The sequence below is a fragment of the Mesorhizobium japonicum MAFF 303099 genome, assembly GCF_000009625.1.
In the GTDB taxonomy this organism is placed as follows: Bacteria; Pseudomonadota; Alphaproteobacteria; order Rhizobiales; family Rhizobiaceae; genus Mesorhizobium; species Mesorhizobium japonicum.
On record NC_002678.2, the window covers coordinates 4,462,645 to 4,475,904 of the forward strand.

Annotated in this window: 13 protein-coding genes; 5 read left to right on the forward strand and 8 right to left on the reverse strand. The window is 63.8% G+C overall.

Annotated features, from left to right (window positions below; all coding sequences use genetic code 11):
• The first annotated feature begins 351 nt into the window (after positions 1 to 351).
• On the forward strand, positions 352 to 2,499 hold the full coding sequence (gene pnp / locus MAFF_RS22785) for a polyribonucleotide nucleotidyltransferase (RefSeq protein ID WP_010913327.1): 2,148 nt from the start codon (positions 352 to 354) through the stop codon (positions 2,497 to 2,499).
• A 125-nt stretch (positions 2,500 to 2,624) separates the two neighbouring features.
• Complete coding sequence (locus tag MAFF_RS22790) at positions 2,625 to 3,635, forward strand: class I SAM-dependent methyltransferase (protein WP_010913328.1); 1,011 nt, start codon at positions 2,625 to 2,627, stop codon at positions 3,633 to 3,635.
• 5 nt (positions 3,636 to 3,640) lie between these two features.
• Here the strand turns inward: MAFF_RS22790 and MAFF_RS22795 are convergent, their stop codons facing one another.
• The 4 genes from MAFF_RS22795 to fabA form a co-directional block, all read right to left on the reverse strand.
• Positions 3,641 to 5,185 carry a putative bifunctional diguanylate cyclase/phosphodiesterase gene (locus MAFF_RS22795; RefSeq protein ID WP_010913329.1) on the reverse strand — a complete coding sequence of 515 codons (1,545 nt, stop codon included), beginning with the start codon at positions 5,183 to 5,185 and terminating at the stop codon, positions 3,641 to 3,643.
• 155 nt (positions 5,186 to 5,340) lie between these two features.
• Positions 5,341 to 6,144, reverse strand: coding sequence for an enoyl-ACP reductase FabI (fabI, locus tag MAFF_RS22800; RefSeq protein WP_010913330.1), 804 nt, complete (start codon positions 6,142 to 6,144; stop codon positions 5,341 to 5,343).
• A gap of 31 nt (positions 6,145 to 6,175) precedes the next feature.
• Entirely contained in the window at positions 6,176 to 7,396 is a 1,221-nt protein-coding gene (gene fabB, locus MAFF_RS22805) for a beta-ketoacyl-ACP synthase I (RefSeq protein WP_010913331.1), read from the reverse strand.
• A 49-nt stretch (positions 7,397 to 7,445) separates the two neighbouring features.
• Positions 7,446 to 7,961 (reverse strand): 3-hydroxyacyl-[acyl-carrier-protein] dehydratase FabA, encoded by a 516-nt coding sequence (gene fabA / locus MAFF_RS22810; protein WP_010913332.1) that lies wholly within the window; start codon positions 7,959 to 7,961, stop codon positions 7,446 to 7,448.
• Between the two features lie 242 nt (positions 7,962 to 8,203).
• On the opposite strand from fabA, the gene irrA reads away from it, so the two are divergent.
• Positions 8,204 to 8,635, forward strand: a complete 432-nt coding sequence (gene irrA, locus MAFF_RS22815; RefSeq protein ID WP_010913333.1) for an iron response transcriptional regulator IrrA — start codon at positions 8,204 to 8,206, stop codon at positions 8,633 to 8,635.
• Positions 8,632 to 9,081: a DUF4260 domain-containing protein gene (locus MAFF_RS22820; protein ID WP_010913334.1), complete on the forward strand. Its 450-nt coding sequence runs from the start codon at positions 8,632 to 8,634 to the stop codon at positions 9,079 to 9,081. Before irrA ends, MAFF_RS22820 begins: the two co-directional genes overlap by 4 nt.
• On the opposite strand, the gene MAFF_RS22825 is transcribed toward MAFF_RS22820, so the two are convergent.
• Entirely contained in the window at positions 9,071 to 9,631 is a 561-nt protein-coding gene (locus tag MAFF_RS22825) for an SH3 domain-containing protein (protein WP_010913335.1), read from the reverse strand. The two genes, MAFF_RS22820 and MAFF_RS22825, sit on opposite strands and share 11 nt — an antisense overlap.
• Before the next feature lie 148 nt (positions 9,632 to 9,779).
• Here MAFF_RS22825 and MAFF_RS22830 point away from each other — a divergent pair, with 148 nt between their 5' ends.
• Positions 9,780 to 10,781, forward strand: a complete 1,002-nt coding sequence (locus tag MAFF_RS22830; RefSeq protein ID WP_010913336.1) for a 2-hydroxyacid dehydrogenase — start codon at positions 9,780 to 9,782, stop codon at positions 10,779 to 10,781.
• A 50-nt stretch (positions 10,782 to 10,831) separates the two neighbouring features.
• Here MAFF_RS22830 and MAFF_RS22835 read toward each other — a convergent pair whose 3' ends face one another.
• From MAFF_RS22835 to recF, 3 genes are read right to left on the reverse strand one after another with little or no spacing between them, the layout of a single operon-like run.
• Positions 10,832 to 11,308: a GNAT family N-acetyltransferase gene (locus MAFF_RS22835; protein ID WP_010913337.1), complete on the reverse strand. Its 477-nt coding sequence runs from the start codon at positions 11,306 to 11,308 to the stop codon at positions 10,832 to 10,834.
• Between the two features lie 14 nt (positions 11,309 to 11,322).
• Positions 11,323 to 12,075 (reverse strand): molybdopterin-synthase adenylyltransferase MoeB, encoded by a 753-nt coding sequence (locus MAFF_RS22840; protein WP_010913338.1) that lies wholly within the window; start codon positions 12,073 to 12,075, stop codon positions 11,323 to 11,325.
• A 31-nt stretch (positions 12,076 to 12,106) separates the two neighbouring features.
• On the reverse strand, positions 12,107 to 13,246 hold the full coding sequence (gene recF / locus MAFF_RS22845; RefSeq protein ID WP_010913339.1) for a DNA replication/repair protein RecF: 1,140 nt from the start codon (positions 13,244 to 13,246) through the stop codon (positions 12,107 to 12,109).
• Positions 13,247 to 13,260: the final 14 nt, after the last annotated feature.

Consider the following 13,260-nt stretch of genomic DNA (forward strand, 5'->3'; position numbering starts at 1 on the left):
CAATCCGATCTCGAATGCAGGACTGGAGCGCCGCGCACCCCATCGGGATGCCGGACGGACGTTCCGAAAAGTTGAATTGCGCATGACGCGTTCCGCAAGCCGTGGGTTTCGGGGTCATGCGCAGGCCGATCGATCGATTGGCCATATCCGGCTTAGAGCGCGCAGAGGGCCACTCTAAGCCACCCATGGACGGTCATGGGGCAGGATTGCAGGACGCTCGTTTGGCCACCGTGCCGATAAAACCCGAGCCTCCCGTTGTCTTGCCCGTGGCTGCCCGAGAAAGGAAGCCAGAGGAAAGGGCACCCGCGCACGCTGAAACGGCGCGGCCCTTCTTCATACAAAGGACAAGACATGTTCAATCAGCACAAAGTGGAAATCGAATGGGGCGGTCGCCCGCTCATCCTCGAAACCGGCAAGATCGCCCGTCAGGCTGACGGCGCTGTGCTCGCCACCTACGGCGAGACCAAGGTTCTGGCCACCGTCGTTTCGATGAAGGAGCCCAAGCCCGGCCTCGATTTCTTTCCGCTGACCGTCAACTACCAGGAAAAGACCTATGCCGCCGGCAAGATCCCGGGCGGCTATTTCAAGCGCGAAGGCCGTCCGAGCGAAAAGGAAACGCTGGTTTCGCGCCTCATCGACCGCCCCATCCGTCCGCTCTTCGCCGACGGCTACAAGAACGACACCCAGATCGTCGTCACCGTCGTTCAGCATGACCTCGAGAACGATCCGGACATCCTGTCGATCGTTGCCACCTCGGCCGCTTTGACCCTGTCGGGCGTTCCCTTCATGGGCCCGGTCGGCGGCGCGCGCGTCGGCTACATCAACGGCGAATACGTCCTCAACCCGCACATCGACGAAATGCAGGAATCCAAGCTCGACCTCGTCGTCGCCGGCACCGCCGACGCCGTGCTGATGGTTGAGTCGGAAGCCAAGGAACTTGGCGAAGAACTGATGCTCGGCGCCGTCATGTTCGGCCACAAGGGCTTTCAGCCGGTCATCGACGCCATCATCAAGCTGGCCGAAGTCGCCGCCAAGGAGCCACGCGACTTCACCGCGCCGGACTATTCCGCGCTCGAAGGCGAGATGCTGAAGATCGTCGGCGACGAGCTCAGCAATGCCTACAAGATCACCGACAAGCAGCAACGCTATGCCGCCGTCGACGCCGTCAAGGCGAAGGTCAAGGCAGCCTTTGCTCCGGCCGAAGGCGAAGAGCCCAAATACACCTCCGAGCAGATCGGCTCGGTGTTCAAGGAACTCCAGGCCAAGGTCGTGCGCTGGAACATCCTCGACACCGGCTCGCGCATCGATGGCCGCGACCTGAAGACGGTCCGCAAGATCGTTTCGGAAGTCGGCGTCCTGCCGCGCACCCATGGTTCGGCACTGTTCACCCGCGGCGAAACCCAGGCGCTGGTCGTGGCCACGCTCGGCACCGGCGAAGACGAGCAGTATGTCGATTCGCTGACCGGCATGTACAAGGAGAAGTTCCTCCTTCACTACAACTTCCCTCCCTATTCCGTCGGTGAGACCGGCCGCATGGGTTCGCCGGGCCGCCGCGAAATCGGCCACGGCAAGCTCGCCTGGCGCGCCATCCGGCCGATGCTGCCGAGCGCTGACCAGTTCCCCTACACGCTGCGTGTCGTCTCGGAGATTACCGAGTCCAACGGCTCGTCCTCGATGGCCACCGTCTGCGGCACCTCCCTGGCGCTGATGGATGCCGGCGTGCCGCTGGCGAAGCCCGTTGCCGGTATCGCCATGGGCCTGATCAAGGAAGGCGAGCGCTTCGCCGTGCTCTCCGACATCCTGGGCGACGAGGATCACCTCGGCGACATGGACTTCAAGGTCGCCGGCACCGCCAACGGCATCACTTCGCTGCAGATGGACATCAAGATCGAGGGCATCACCGAGGAGATCATGAAGATCGCGCTGGACCAGGCCAAGGATGGCCGCCAGCATATCCTCGGCGAAATGGCGCATGCTCTGACCGGCGCACGCCCCGAACTCGGCGAATTCGCACCGCGCATCGAGGTCATGCACATCCCGACCGACAAGATCCGCGATGTCATCGGTTCGGGCGGCAAGGTCATCCGCGAGATCGTCGAGAAGACCGGCGCCAAGATCAACATCGAGGACGACGGCACGGTGAAGATCGCTTCCTCGAACGCCAAGGAGATCGAGGCGGCGAAGAAGTGGATCCACACCATTGTCGCCGAGCCGGAAGTCGGCGAGATCTACGAAGGCACGGTCGTCAAGACCGCCGACTTCGGCGCTTTCGTCAACTTCTTCGGTCCGCGTGACGGCCTCGTCCACATCTCGCAGCTCGCCAATGAGCGCGTTGCCAAGACCTCGGACGTTGTCAAGGAAGGCGACAAGGTTTGGGTCAAGCTGATGGGCTTCGACGAGCGCGGCAAGGTTCGCCTGTCGATGAAGGTCGTCGACCAGGCCACCGGCAAGGAAATCGTGCGCGACAAGAGGGCCGAAGGCGAAGAAGACGCCGCCTGAGCGCTCTGACAGAAAAAATCGAAGCGGGCGCGGCTTATGTCGCGCCCGTTTTCGTTTGGAGCAGTTCCAGGAAAGTATGAGGCGCTTTCACCTTGGGAATTGCGTAAGACTCTGGGAGCACTTCTATGCCCGCTGAAGCGCTGAAGACGCTTTTCCATCCGTTCGAGGCTGAGGCTCTCTCCTTGCCGCGAAAGGGCGAGCGCATCCTCTTCCTCGGCGCCGAGCCCGGCCTGCGCGTGCCGCCGGGTTTCGAGGCAACGCTGCATCTCATACAGGGCTTCCGGCCGCATTTCCGCGCATTGCAGACGGCGGGCTTTACCGTGACGCCGCAAGCCGAGGGGGACGGTTTTGATGCCGCCCTGGTGCTCGCCGGCCGTCACCGCGGCCAGAACGAACTGCGTATCGCCGAGGCCCTCGAGCGCGTGGCGCCGCGCGGACTTGTCGTCGTCGCCGGCGGCAAGGACGACGGCATTGCCAGCCTGCGCAAGCGCGTCGACGAACTCGTGCCGCTCGACGGCCATATGCCGAAATATCACGGCATCGCCTTCTGGCTGCGCAGCCCGGCGGATGTGCAAGCCGCCGCTACACTTCGCGCCGCCAATCCCGCTTTGCTGATCGAGGGGCGATTCCACACCGCACCCGGCATGTTCTCCTTCGATCGCATCGATGCGGGTTCGAAACTGCTGGCCGACAACCTGCCCGGTGACCTGCGCGGCAATGCGGCCGATTTCTGCGCCGGCTGGGGTTATGTGGCGGCTGAGATGGCTGCCCGCTCGTCAGGCCTGTCGGGCCTCGATCTCTATGAGGCCGATTTCGATGCGCTGGAGGCGGCCAAGGGCAACCTCGCCAACACAGTGGCGCAAGGCTTCTTCTGGACGGATCTGCTCGCCGAGCCGGTCGAGCGCCGTTACGACGTCATCGCCATGAACCCGCCCTTCCACCGCAGCCGTGCGGCCGAGCCCGAGATCGGCGTCGGCATGATCCGCGCGGCAGCCAAGGCGTTGAAGCCCGGTGGCAGGCTGTTCATGGTCGCCAACCGCCAGCTTCCCTATGAGTCCGTGCTGTCGGCGGCCTTTGCCAGCCATGCCGAGCTTGCCCGCGACGGCATGTTCAAGGTGTTTTCCGCACGGCGCTGACTTGCTTAATGCAGGCTGGCGACGCGCCGGACCTCGTCGGTGGCGTGCTGGTCGCCAAGCCTGAACTTGAGCGGTGCCGGCCGGCCGAACAGGTAGCCCTGCACCACTTCGCAGCCGGCGGCCCGCAACAGTGTCGCCTGGCTCTCGGTCTCGACGCCTTCGGCGATGATGCTGACGCCGAGCGCGCGCGAAAGCCCGACGATGGTCGAGACAACAGCGCCTGAGCTGGAATCGGTACCGATGCGGCTGACGAAGGAGCGGTCGATCTTCAACTTGCCGAACGAGAAGTCGATGAGGTAGCTGAGGTTGGAATAGCCGGTGCCGAAATCGTCGACGGCAACGGAGATGCCCATTTCGGCAAGTTCTTTCAGTATGGCGGCCGCGCGGTCGCGGTCCTGCATCATCGCCGTCTCGGTCACTTCCAGCTCAAGCCGCGACGGCTTGATGCCGGTGGCCCTCATCGTGTCGCGCACGATGCCGACGAAGTCCTTGGTCATGAACTGAACCGGCGAGATGTTGACGGCGACGAAACAGTCGTCCGGCAGATGGTGGGCGTCGCTGCAAGCCTTGCGCAGAACCCATTCGCCGATCGGGTTGATCATGCCGGTTTCCTCGGCGATCTGGATGAACTCCATGGGTGGGATCATGCCGCGTTCGGGATGGTTCCAGCGGATCAGCGCCTCGTAGCCGATGATGCGGCCGGTCGGCAGGTCGAGCTGCGGCTGATAGTGGAGGTCGAAGTCTCCTCGCTCGAAAGCGGTGTGCAGTTCGGATTCCACCCACTGGCGATGATCGGCGACACGCCCCATCTCGCTGTCGAACACCGACCAGTTGCCGACCCCGCCGGCGCGCGCATTCTGCAGCGCCAGATTGGAGCGGCGCAGGATAAGGACCGGATCGACGCCATCCTTGGGCATGGCAACGATACCCACCGACAGGCTCACCGATTGCTGATGGGTGCTCAGTTCATAGGGCTCCATCATTTCATCGATGAGCCTTTCGACCATGCTTTCCATCGTTCCCTGGATCTGATGATCCGGAAGCAGCACCGCGAACTCGCCAGCGCCGATACGCCCGACCATGGCGCGTGCGGGCACGCAGGTCTGCAGCCGCTTGGTGAAGGCGCGGATCAACTCGTCGCCCTGCGTATAGCCGATCGCGTCGTTGATCTGCTTGAACCGGTCGATGTCGATGTCGATCAGGAACACCGGTTCCCCGGTTCGGCTTGTCGCGCATGCCGCCTCGGCGATCTTGCCGACCATCGCCGGGCGTGCCAGCAGTCCGGTCAGCTTGTCGAAATGGGTTTCGTTGAAGACGAAATCCGCCGATTCATCGACACCGGCGAAGAACGACATGGCCGCCACCGACGCCGCCAGCGCGCAAAGCGCGGCCATGATCGCGACCATCATGTCCATCGATATGCCGGCAAACCCGTCGCCGAGACCGTGCTTCAGCCCCCAGATGCCGAGGATAAAACTGCCAATGCCCGAACTTGCTATGGTGAGCAGTCGAAACACGGGTGTTCGCTTCGGGTTGCTGACGGCAGGCATTCAAAGGTCCCCAGATTGCGGGACTCTATAGCGGAAATCTTCTTAAAATGAGTTTCCGCGAATGAATCCAATTTTACTGGAGAAGATTATTTTCTTTACTGGAAAAGAGCCATTTCTCCGAAACGGTTGCCCGCCTTGACCCGTTTCAGGGCCAGTTAGCCATCCGTTTGCTTCAACTCGTCGAGCGTCGGCATCGAGACGATGTGATAGCCGGAATCGACATAGTGGATTTCGCCGGTGACGCCGGAGGCAAGGTCGGACAGCAAATAAAGCGCGGAGCCGCCGACCTCGTCGATGGTCACCGTGCGGCGCAACGGCGAATTGCGCTGCTGGTAGGAGAACATGTGACGGGCGTCCGAAATGCCGGCGCCGGCGAGCGTGCGCACCGGGCCTGCCGAGATGCCGTTCACCCGGATGCCGCGCGGGCCGTAGTCGTTGGCAAGGTAGCGCACGCTGGCCTCGAGGCCGGCCTTGGCTACGCCCATGACATTGTAGTTCGGCATGACGCGGACCGAACCGGCATAGGTCAGCGTGATCATCGAGCCGCCTTCCGTCATCAGTGCCGCGGCGTTGCGCGCCACTTCGGTGAAGGAATAGCAGGAGATCACCATGGTGCGGACGAAATTGTCTCGGCTGGTGTCGGCGTAGAGGCCCTTCAACTCATTCTTGTCGGAAAAGCCGATGGCGTGGACGACGAAGTCCAGTCCGCCCCATTCCTTGCCGAGCGTCTCGAATGTGGCGGCGACCGAAGCGCTGTCCTCGACATCGCAGGGAACGACCAGCGAGGCGCCGAGCTTGTCGGCGAGCGGCTTGACCCGGCGGCCGAAGGCGTCGCCCTGGTAGGTGAAGGCGAGCTCCGCCCCATGTTCGGACAATTTCTTGGCGATGCCCCAGGCGATCGAATGATCGTTGGCGACACCCATGACAAGCCCGCGCTTGCCCTTCATCAATCCGTCCATGGCAGGCAATCCCCCTAGAAAACCGCTGGCCTTATGCGGAATAGCGCTGGAAAACGAGCGTTGCGTTGGTGCCACCGAAACCGAAGGAATTTGACAGGACGGTGTCGATCTTGGCGTTGTCGATACGCTTGCGCACGATCGGCATGCCCTCGAATTCGGGGTCGAGGGTTTCGATATGGGCGCTTTCGCCGATGAAGCCGCCTTGCATCATCAGGATCGAATAGATCGACTCCTGAACGCCGGCCGCGCCCAGCGAATGGCCGGTCAGCGATTTCGTCGAGGTGATGAACGGCATCTTCTCGCCGAACACCTCGCGGATGGCGCCCATTTCCTTGGAATCCCCGACCGGCGTCGAGGTGCCATGGGTGTTGATGTAGTCGACCGGCGTGGAAACCGTCGCCAGCGCCTGGCGCATGCAGCGGACCGCGCCTTCGCCGGAGGGGGCCACCATGTCGTAGCCGTCAGAGGTTGCGCCGTAGCCGACGATCTCGGCGTAGATCTTGGCGCCGCGCGCCTTGGCATGCTCGAGCTCCTCCAGCACCAGCACGCCGGCGCCGCCGGCGATGACGAAGCCGTCGCGATTGACGTCATAGGCGCGGGAAGCAGCCGAGGCCCTGTCGTTGAACTTGGACGACATGGCGCCCATGGCGTCGAACAGGTCCGACATCGTCCAGTCGAGATCCTCATGGCCGCCGGCAAAGACCATGTCCTGCTTGCCCCATTGGATCAGCTCGTAGCCATTGCCGATGCAATGCGCCGAGGTCGAGCAGGCCGACGAGATCGAATAGTTGACGCCGTGGATCTTGAACCAGGTGGCCAGCGTTGCCGACGCGGTCGACGACATCGCCTTCGGTACCGCGAAGGGGCCGATGCGCTTGGGGCTGCCGTTCTTCAGCGTGGTTTCGGCCGCCTCGACGATGGTGCGGGTGGAGGGGCCGCCCGAGCCCATGACGATGCCGGTGCGCTCATTGGTGATGTCGCTTTCGCCGAGGCCCGCATCGGCGATCGCCTGGTCCATGGCGACGTGGTTCCAGGCGGCACCTTGGCTCAGGAAGCGCATCGCGCGGCGGTCGATCATGGCGGAGGGGTCGAGCGTCGGCGCGCCCCAGACCTGGCAACGGAAGCCGTGCTCGGCGAAGGAATCGGAAAAGCTGATGCCGGATCTGGCGTCATGCAGCGAGGTCTGCACCTCGTTGGCATTGTTGCCGATCGACGACACGATGCCGAGGCCTGTGACTACGACACGTCTCATTCGCAACTCCTTCCAGGGATGCTGGCCAGTGGGTCGGCCAAGGGTGCGGTCAAGCGACCGCCGACTGCTTGGACAGACCGACCTTCAGGTCCGTCGCCGCATATATGGGCTCGCCATCCGCCTTCATCCAGCCATCGGCGATGCCCAGCACCAATCGGCCGCGCATGACGCGCTTGAAATCCACGCCGTACTCGACCTTCTTGACCGATGGCGTGACCATGCCCTTGAACTTGACCTCACCGGTCGACAGCGCCATTCCCTTGCCGGGTTCGCCGAGCCAGCCAAGGTAGAAGCCGGTCAACTGCCACAAGGCGTCCAGACCGAGGCATCCTGGCATGATCGGATTGCCGATGAAATGGCAGGCGAAGAACCACAGGTCCGGCTTGATGTCGAACTCCGCACGGATGAAGCCCTTGTCGAAGGCGCCGCCGGTCTCGCTGATCTCGGTGATACGGTCGAACATCAGCATCGGCGGGTAGGGCAGCTGGGCATTGCCCTCTCCGAACAGCTCGCCGCGGGCGCAGGCCAGCAATTCTTCGTAGTCGTAGCTGGATTTACCCGCCATCAATCTCGTCCCCATATCGTCCGGGCGGTAGCGCGCCCTTGTCGTTGGTGTCCTAACACAATCTGTTTCAGGCCGGAAACCGGCGTTTGCGCTTAACCCGCCAGTCTGCCCGGGTCAATGCGCGCTATTGATCGCATTCGGACGACAGAATATATGTCAACAGGGGTCCGGTTTCGGCAGACATTCATTTTTTTGCCATTCTGGGCATGTCTTGAAGCGGGACTGTTGGCTTGGAAGACCAGATGGACCGGGGCTGCCGGAAGGAAAATGTCGCTGTGGACAAGCGGGTACGTGAAGCCGGCCTGAGGCCGACGCGGCAGCGCATTGCGCTGGCCGACCTGCTTTTCGCCAAGGGCGATCGCCATCTCTCGGCCGAGGAACTGCACGAGGAGGCGCTGGCCGCCGGCGTGCCGGTGTCGCTGGCCACGGTCTACAACGCGCTCCACCAGTTCACCCAGGCGGGGCTGCTGCGCATCCTCGCCGTCGAGGGCGCCAAGACCTATTTCGACACCAACACCTCCGACCACCATCATTTCTACATCGAAGGCGAAAACCGGATTTTCGACATCGCCAACGGCCCGGTGACAGTCACCAACCTGCCGGATCCGCCCGAGGGCATGGAAATCGCCAATGTCGACATCGTGGTGAGGCTGCGCCCCAAGCGCCAGGAATGACCGGCGAGGCCAAGACAATCGGTCCGGCCGGGAATGATCTGTCAGGCCAGAGTACTCTGTCAGGGATGAAGCTCCTCGACCGGATAACCCGGCTCGAATGGGCTGTCGTGGCGGCCGTTGCGCTCGTCTTCTATGCTTGGTCAGGCGTTTCCTGGTGGCTCTTCGGATTGCTCATCCTGGCGCCGGACCTGTCAATGTTCGGCTACCTCGGCGGGCCGCGCATCGGCGCCATCGCCTACAACGCCTTGCACATCCTCATCGTACCGGTACTGCTGCTGCTCGTCGGGTACCTCTCCGGTCATGCGGTCGCGATCGCGGTCGCACTGATCTGGATCGCCCACATCGCCATCGACCGTGCGCTGGGCTACGGCCTGAAACTGTCAACCGGTTTTCAGGACACTCACCTTGGCCGTATCGGACGCAAACGGGACGACCTCAGTCCTTGACCCGCTCGCCGGGATAGGCGCCCCAGACCGCGGCCTGGGCGAGCCAGCCGGTGTGGCCTTCAAGCGTCATTTCGCACCACTGGCCGTCGCAGGACTTGATCGTGCCCATGACGCCGGGCTCGACGATCGCCACCACTCGGGCATCCTTGTCGGGGCTTTTCATAAGATTGATTTGGGCGCCCTTGCCGCGCTGCCACGGCGCGATGATCGCCGTGCGCCGGCCCGACAGCAGCGACTGGTTGATCCAGCCCTCGGAGCCATCGGCGTCGCGCACGCGGCGCCATGTGTCGAATTCCTGGACGACCTCCATCGGCAGACCGGCCTTCAGATACATCCAGTCGACCGAGTAGTTGGCGCCGGGGCCGACGCGCGAATTGACGCGGCCGGACTTCAGGCTGACGAATCGCGGTAGCGGCAGGCCGCTCGGCCCGAGCGTGACGGCATTCTGGGCGGGCGCGGCCGCGCTCTGCGCCGCGGCAAGCGGGGAATAGAGGAGAGCGCCGAGAAATGCTGCGCTGAGGGCCAGGCGAAGCGACGCGAAACCAGACACTTTCGTTCCTTTCGGCGCCGGCCCGGTGGCCTTGGCGCCCCTTTTTCTTTGTCTTCGGCGGCACCGCTTGTTACATGGGTAAATCGGCTACCGCGACCGGCTTTCAGTTTCGCCGGTCTTGGTTAAAGAGGTCTCAACGAGGGAAACAATGGTAGGCAAAAAGAAGCCTCTCGTGGTCATCACGCGAAAGCTGCCCGACCCGGTCGAGACCCGCATGCGCGAGCTGTTCGACGCCAGGCTGAATGTCGAGGACAGACCGATGACGCAGCCGGAACTGGTCGCCGCGGTCAAGGAAGCCGACGTGCTGGTGCCGACGGTGACCGACCAGATCGACGCGGCGCTGATCGCCCAGGCCGGCGACAACCTCAAGCTGATCGCCAATTTCGGCAACGGCGTCGACAAGATCGACGTGGCGGCGGCCGCCAAGAAGGGCATCACCGTCACCAACACGCCCAACGTGCTGACCGAAGATACCGCTGACATGACCATGGCGCTGATGCTGGCGGTGCCGCGCCGCCTCGCGGAGGGCGCCAATGTGCTCACCGGCGACAAGAAATGGGCCGGCTGGTCGCCGACCTGGATGCTTGGCCGGCGCATCTGGGGCAAGCGGCTCGGCATTGTCGGCATGGGTCGCATCGGTACGGCCGTCGCGCGGCGGGCCAAGGCTTTCGGCCTTTCCATCCACTATCACAACCGCCATCGCGTTTTGCCGGCGGTCGAGGATGGGCTGGAGGCGACCTATTGGGAGAGCCTCGACCAGATGCTGGCCCGCATGGACATCATCTCGGTCAATTGTCCGTCGACGCCCGCGACCTTCCATCTTCTGTCGGCGCGGCGGCTGGCGCTGCTGCAGCCGACGGCCTATGTCGTCAACACCGCGCGTGGCGACATCATCGACGAGGAAGCGCTGGTCAAACTGATCCAGGACGGCAAGATCGCCGGCGCCGGCCTTGACGTCTACGAGCACGAGCCGGCGCTCAATGCCAAGCTGCTCAAGCTCGCCGCCAGGCACAAGGTCGTGCTTTTGCCGCATATGGGCTCGGCCACGCTTGAGGGCCGCATCGACATGGGCGAGAAGGTCATCATCAACATCCGTGCCTTCGTTGACGGTCACCGTCCGCCGGATCGCGTGCTGCCGCTCAGAACCTGACGGTATCGCGGCGGCGCGCCCCTCTTGGTTCTTCAAATGCAAGCCAAGGCTTACGAAAGAGCCTTGCGCATGGTGATCGAAGTCGGCCTAGCGTAGCCCTCATGCGCCGTCCGGCTGGTTTCATGAAAGCCAAGGCGGGCAAAGGTGGCGTGATTTCCGGTGAGCTCGATGCGCGTCTGCAACTCCAACACCGCCTTGCCGTGGTCGAGCGCGAGACGTTCGACCACCTGCATCAGCCGCCGGCCAATGCCTCGCCCCTGTCTGTCCGGGGCAACGGCGAGCTTGCCGACATAAAAGTCGTCGGCCCTTTCCTGGGCAAAGACGCAGCCGACGATGCTGCCGCCGTCGAGAGCCACGAAGCCGGTCTCGCGCAAGGCCTTGTCGCGCAGTGTGTCGACGGTGAGCAGGTGAGCCGAGGACGGCGGGTCGATGACGCCGTCCATGAAGGCGAAGGCATGCATGATCAAGGCAAGCACCTCGTCCCAGCGGCCGAAATCGGCCGGAATGCGGTCGATTGTAAGGGGCATGGTCCGCTCCAAGGTCAGCGTCTGCTGTAGCGGATCGTTTCGAAGCGTGCGGCGAGCGCATCGTAGAGCAGCAGTCGGCCGATCAGCGGCTCGCCAATGCCGGTGATCAGCTTGATCGCCTCCATCGCCTGCAGCGTGCCGACGACGCCGGTCAGCGCGCCAAGCACCCCGGCCTCGGCGCAGGACGGCACAAGGCCCGGCGGTGGGGCTTCGGGAAAGAGATCGCGGTACCCCGGATTAGGCTTGCCATCCTTGCCGACCTCGAAAGGCTTCAGCACCGTCACTGAGCCGTCGAAGCGGCCGACGGCGGCATGCACCAGGGGTTTACGCGCGCTCGCACAGGCGTCGGCCACCGTGTAACGGGTCTCGAAATTGTCCGAACCGTCGACCACTATGTCATAGCGGGTCACGAGGGCAGGGGCGTTGTCCGCGCTCAGCCGGAATGTGTGCGTCTCGACCGCGGTGTTGGGATTGATGTGGGCGATTGCCGCCCTGGCGCTATCGGTTTTCAGCTTGCCGACCGCATCGGTGGCGTGGATGACCTGACGCTGCAAATTGGAGAGCGACACAGTGTCGTCGTCGACAATGCCGAGCGTGCCGACGCCGGCCGCCGCAAGGTATTCGAGCACCGGCGCGCCCAGCCCGCCGGCGCCGATCACCAGAACGCGCGCCTGCTTGAGCTTCTGTTGGCCCGCACCGCCGACCTCCGGCAGCACGATGTGGCGGGCATAGCGTTCGATCTCGTCGGCGGTGAGCGTGGTGGTCATATCAGGACAATACAGCGGCCGAAAAACCTTGTCAGGCGTCTTCGGTTGGCCCAACCGTGCCATGGTCGACGGTCAGGAACTGCGCACGCCCCATGAGGCTGGAAAACAGCGCGGCATCGGTCCCCGTCATGAAGGCCTGGCAGTTCAACTCCTCGAGGATCGAGAACAGCGCCGCCCGCCGCCCGCCGTCGAGATGGGCGGCGATCTCGTCGAGCAGCAGTATCGGCGTCATGCCGGACATCTCGCCGGTCAGCCGCGCGTGCGAGAGCACGATGCCGACCAGCAAGGCCTTCTGCTCGCCGGTCGAACAAAGCTCGGCCGGCATCGCCTTGGGCCGATGCCGCACCAGGAGATCGGAGCGGTGCGGGCCTTCGAGCGTTCGCCCCGCGGCGCGATCGCGATCACGGCCACCAGCGAGCGCGCGGCGGAACCGCTCCTCGACATCGACCGCCGGCGCACTGGAAACCTCGGCTTCCAGATCGCCCGAAAGGCTGATGTCGGCCTGCGGGAACGGTCCCGTGTCGGGCAGCCTGTCGATCATGGCGGCGAGCAGGCGCACCAGTTCGGCGCGCGCCGCCGCAATGGCGACGCCGGTTTCGGCCATCTGCGTCTCGATCGCCTCGAACCAGCGATCATCCCGGGACCCATCCGTAAGCAGGCGATTACGGCCACGCATCGCCTTTTCGTAGTCGAGGGCACGCTGGCCGTGGCCGGGATCGATCGCCAGCACCAGTCGGTCGAGAAAGCGCCGGCGATCCGCGGCCGGTCCGGTGAACAGCGCATCCATGGCCGGCGTCAGCCACACCACGCGCAGCCATTCCAGCATGTCTTCGGCCGATCGGGCGGTCGCGCCGTTGATGCGAACCCGCCTGCCGCCTTCGCCCTCGCCAACCGAAATGCCCGTGCCGATCTCGACCTGGCCGTCGGGGCCGTCGAGCCGGGCATGCAGCGCAAAGCCGCCATCGCCGCCTTCGCGCGCGACATCGGCGTAAGGGGCACGGCGCAGGCCACGCCCGGGCGTCAGAAGGGAAATCGCTTCGAGGAGGTTGGTCTTGCCGGCGCCATTGTCGCCGGAAAACACGACGGCGCCCGGGGCGAGATCGATCGCCAGCGCCGCATAGTTGCGGAAATTCGTAAGTGTAAGCTTACTTATATGAGTCTGTGCCGGCAACCGCTATCCGCCTG

Coding starts and splice junctions, on each gene's coding strand:
- fabI (WP_010913330.1), bottom strand. CDS start 6,144: ATGGACGGATTGATGAAGGGCAAGCGCGGGCTTGTCATGGGTGTCGCC.
- MAFF_RS22820 (WP_010913334.1), top strand. CDS start 8,632: ATGACCGGCGAGGCCAAGACAATCGGTCCGGCCGGGAATGATCTGTCA.
- pnp (WP_010913327.1), top strand. CDS start 352: ATGTTCAATCAGCACAAAGTGGAAATCGAATGGGGCGGTCGCCCGCTC.
- MAFF_RS22795 (WP_010913329.1), bottom strand. CDS start 5,185: ATGCCTGCCGTCAGCAACCCGAAGCGAACACCCGTGTTTCGACTGCTC.
- fabB (WP_010913331.1), bottom strand. CDS start 7,396: ATGAGACGTGTCGTAGTCACAGGCCTCGGCATCGTGTCGTCGATCGGC.
- fabA (WP_010913332.1), bottom strand. CDS start 7,961: ATGGCGGGTAAATCCAGCTACGACTACGAAGAATTGCTGGCCTGCGCC.
- MAFF_RS22830 (WP_010913336.1), top strand. CDS start 9,780: ATGGTAGGCAAAAAGAAGCCTCTCGTGGTCATCACGCGAAAGCTGCCC.
- MAFF_RS22840 (WP_010913338.1), bottom strand. CDS start 12,075: ATGACCACCACGCTCACCGCCGACGAGATCGAACGCTATGCCCGCCAC.
- MAFF_RS22790 (WP_010913328.1), top strand. CDS start 2,625: ATGCCCGCTGAAGCGCTGAAGACGCTTTTCCATCCGTTCGAGGCTGAG.
- irrA (WP_010913333.1), top strand. CDS start 8,204: ATGGACCGGGGCTGCCGGAAGGAAAATGTCGCTGTGGACAAGCGGGTA.
- MAFF_RS22835 (WP_010913337.1), bottom strand. CDS start 11,308: ATGCCCCTTACAATCGACCGCATTCCGGCCGATTTCGGCCGCTGGGAC.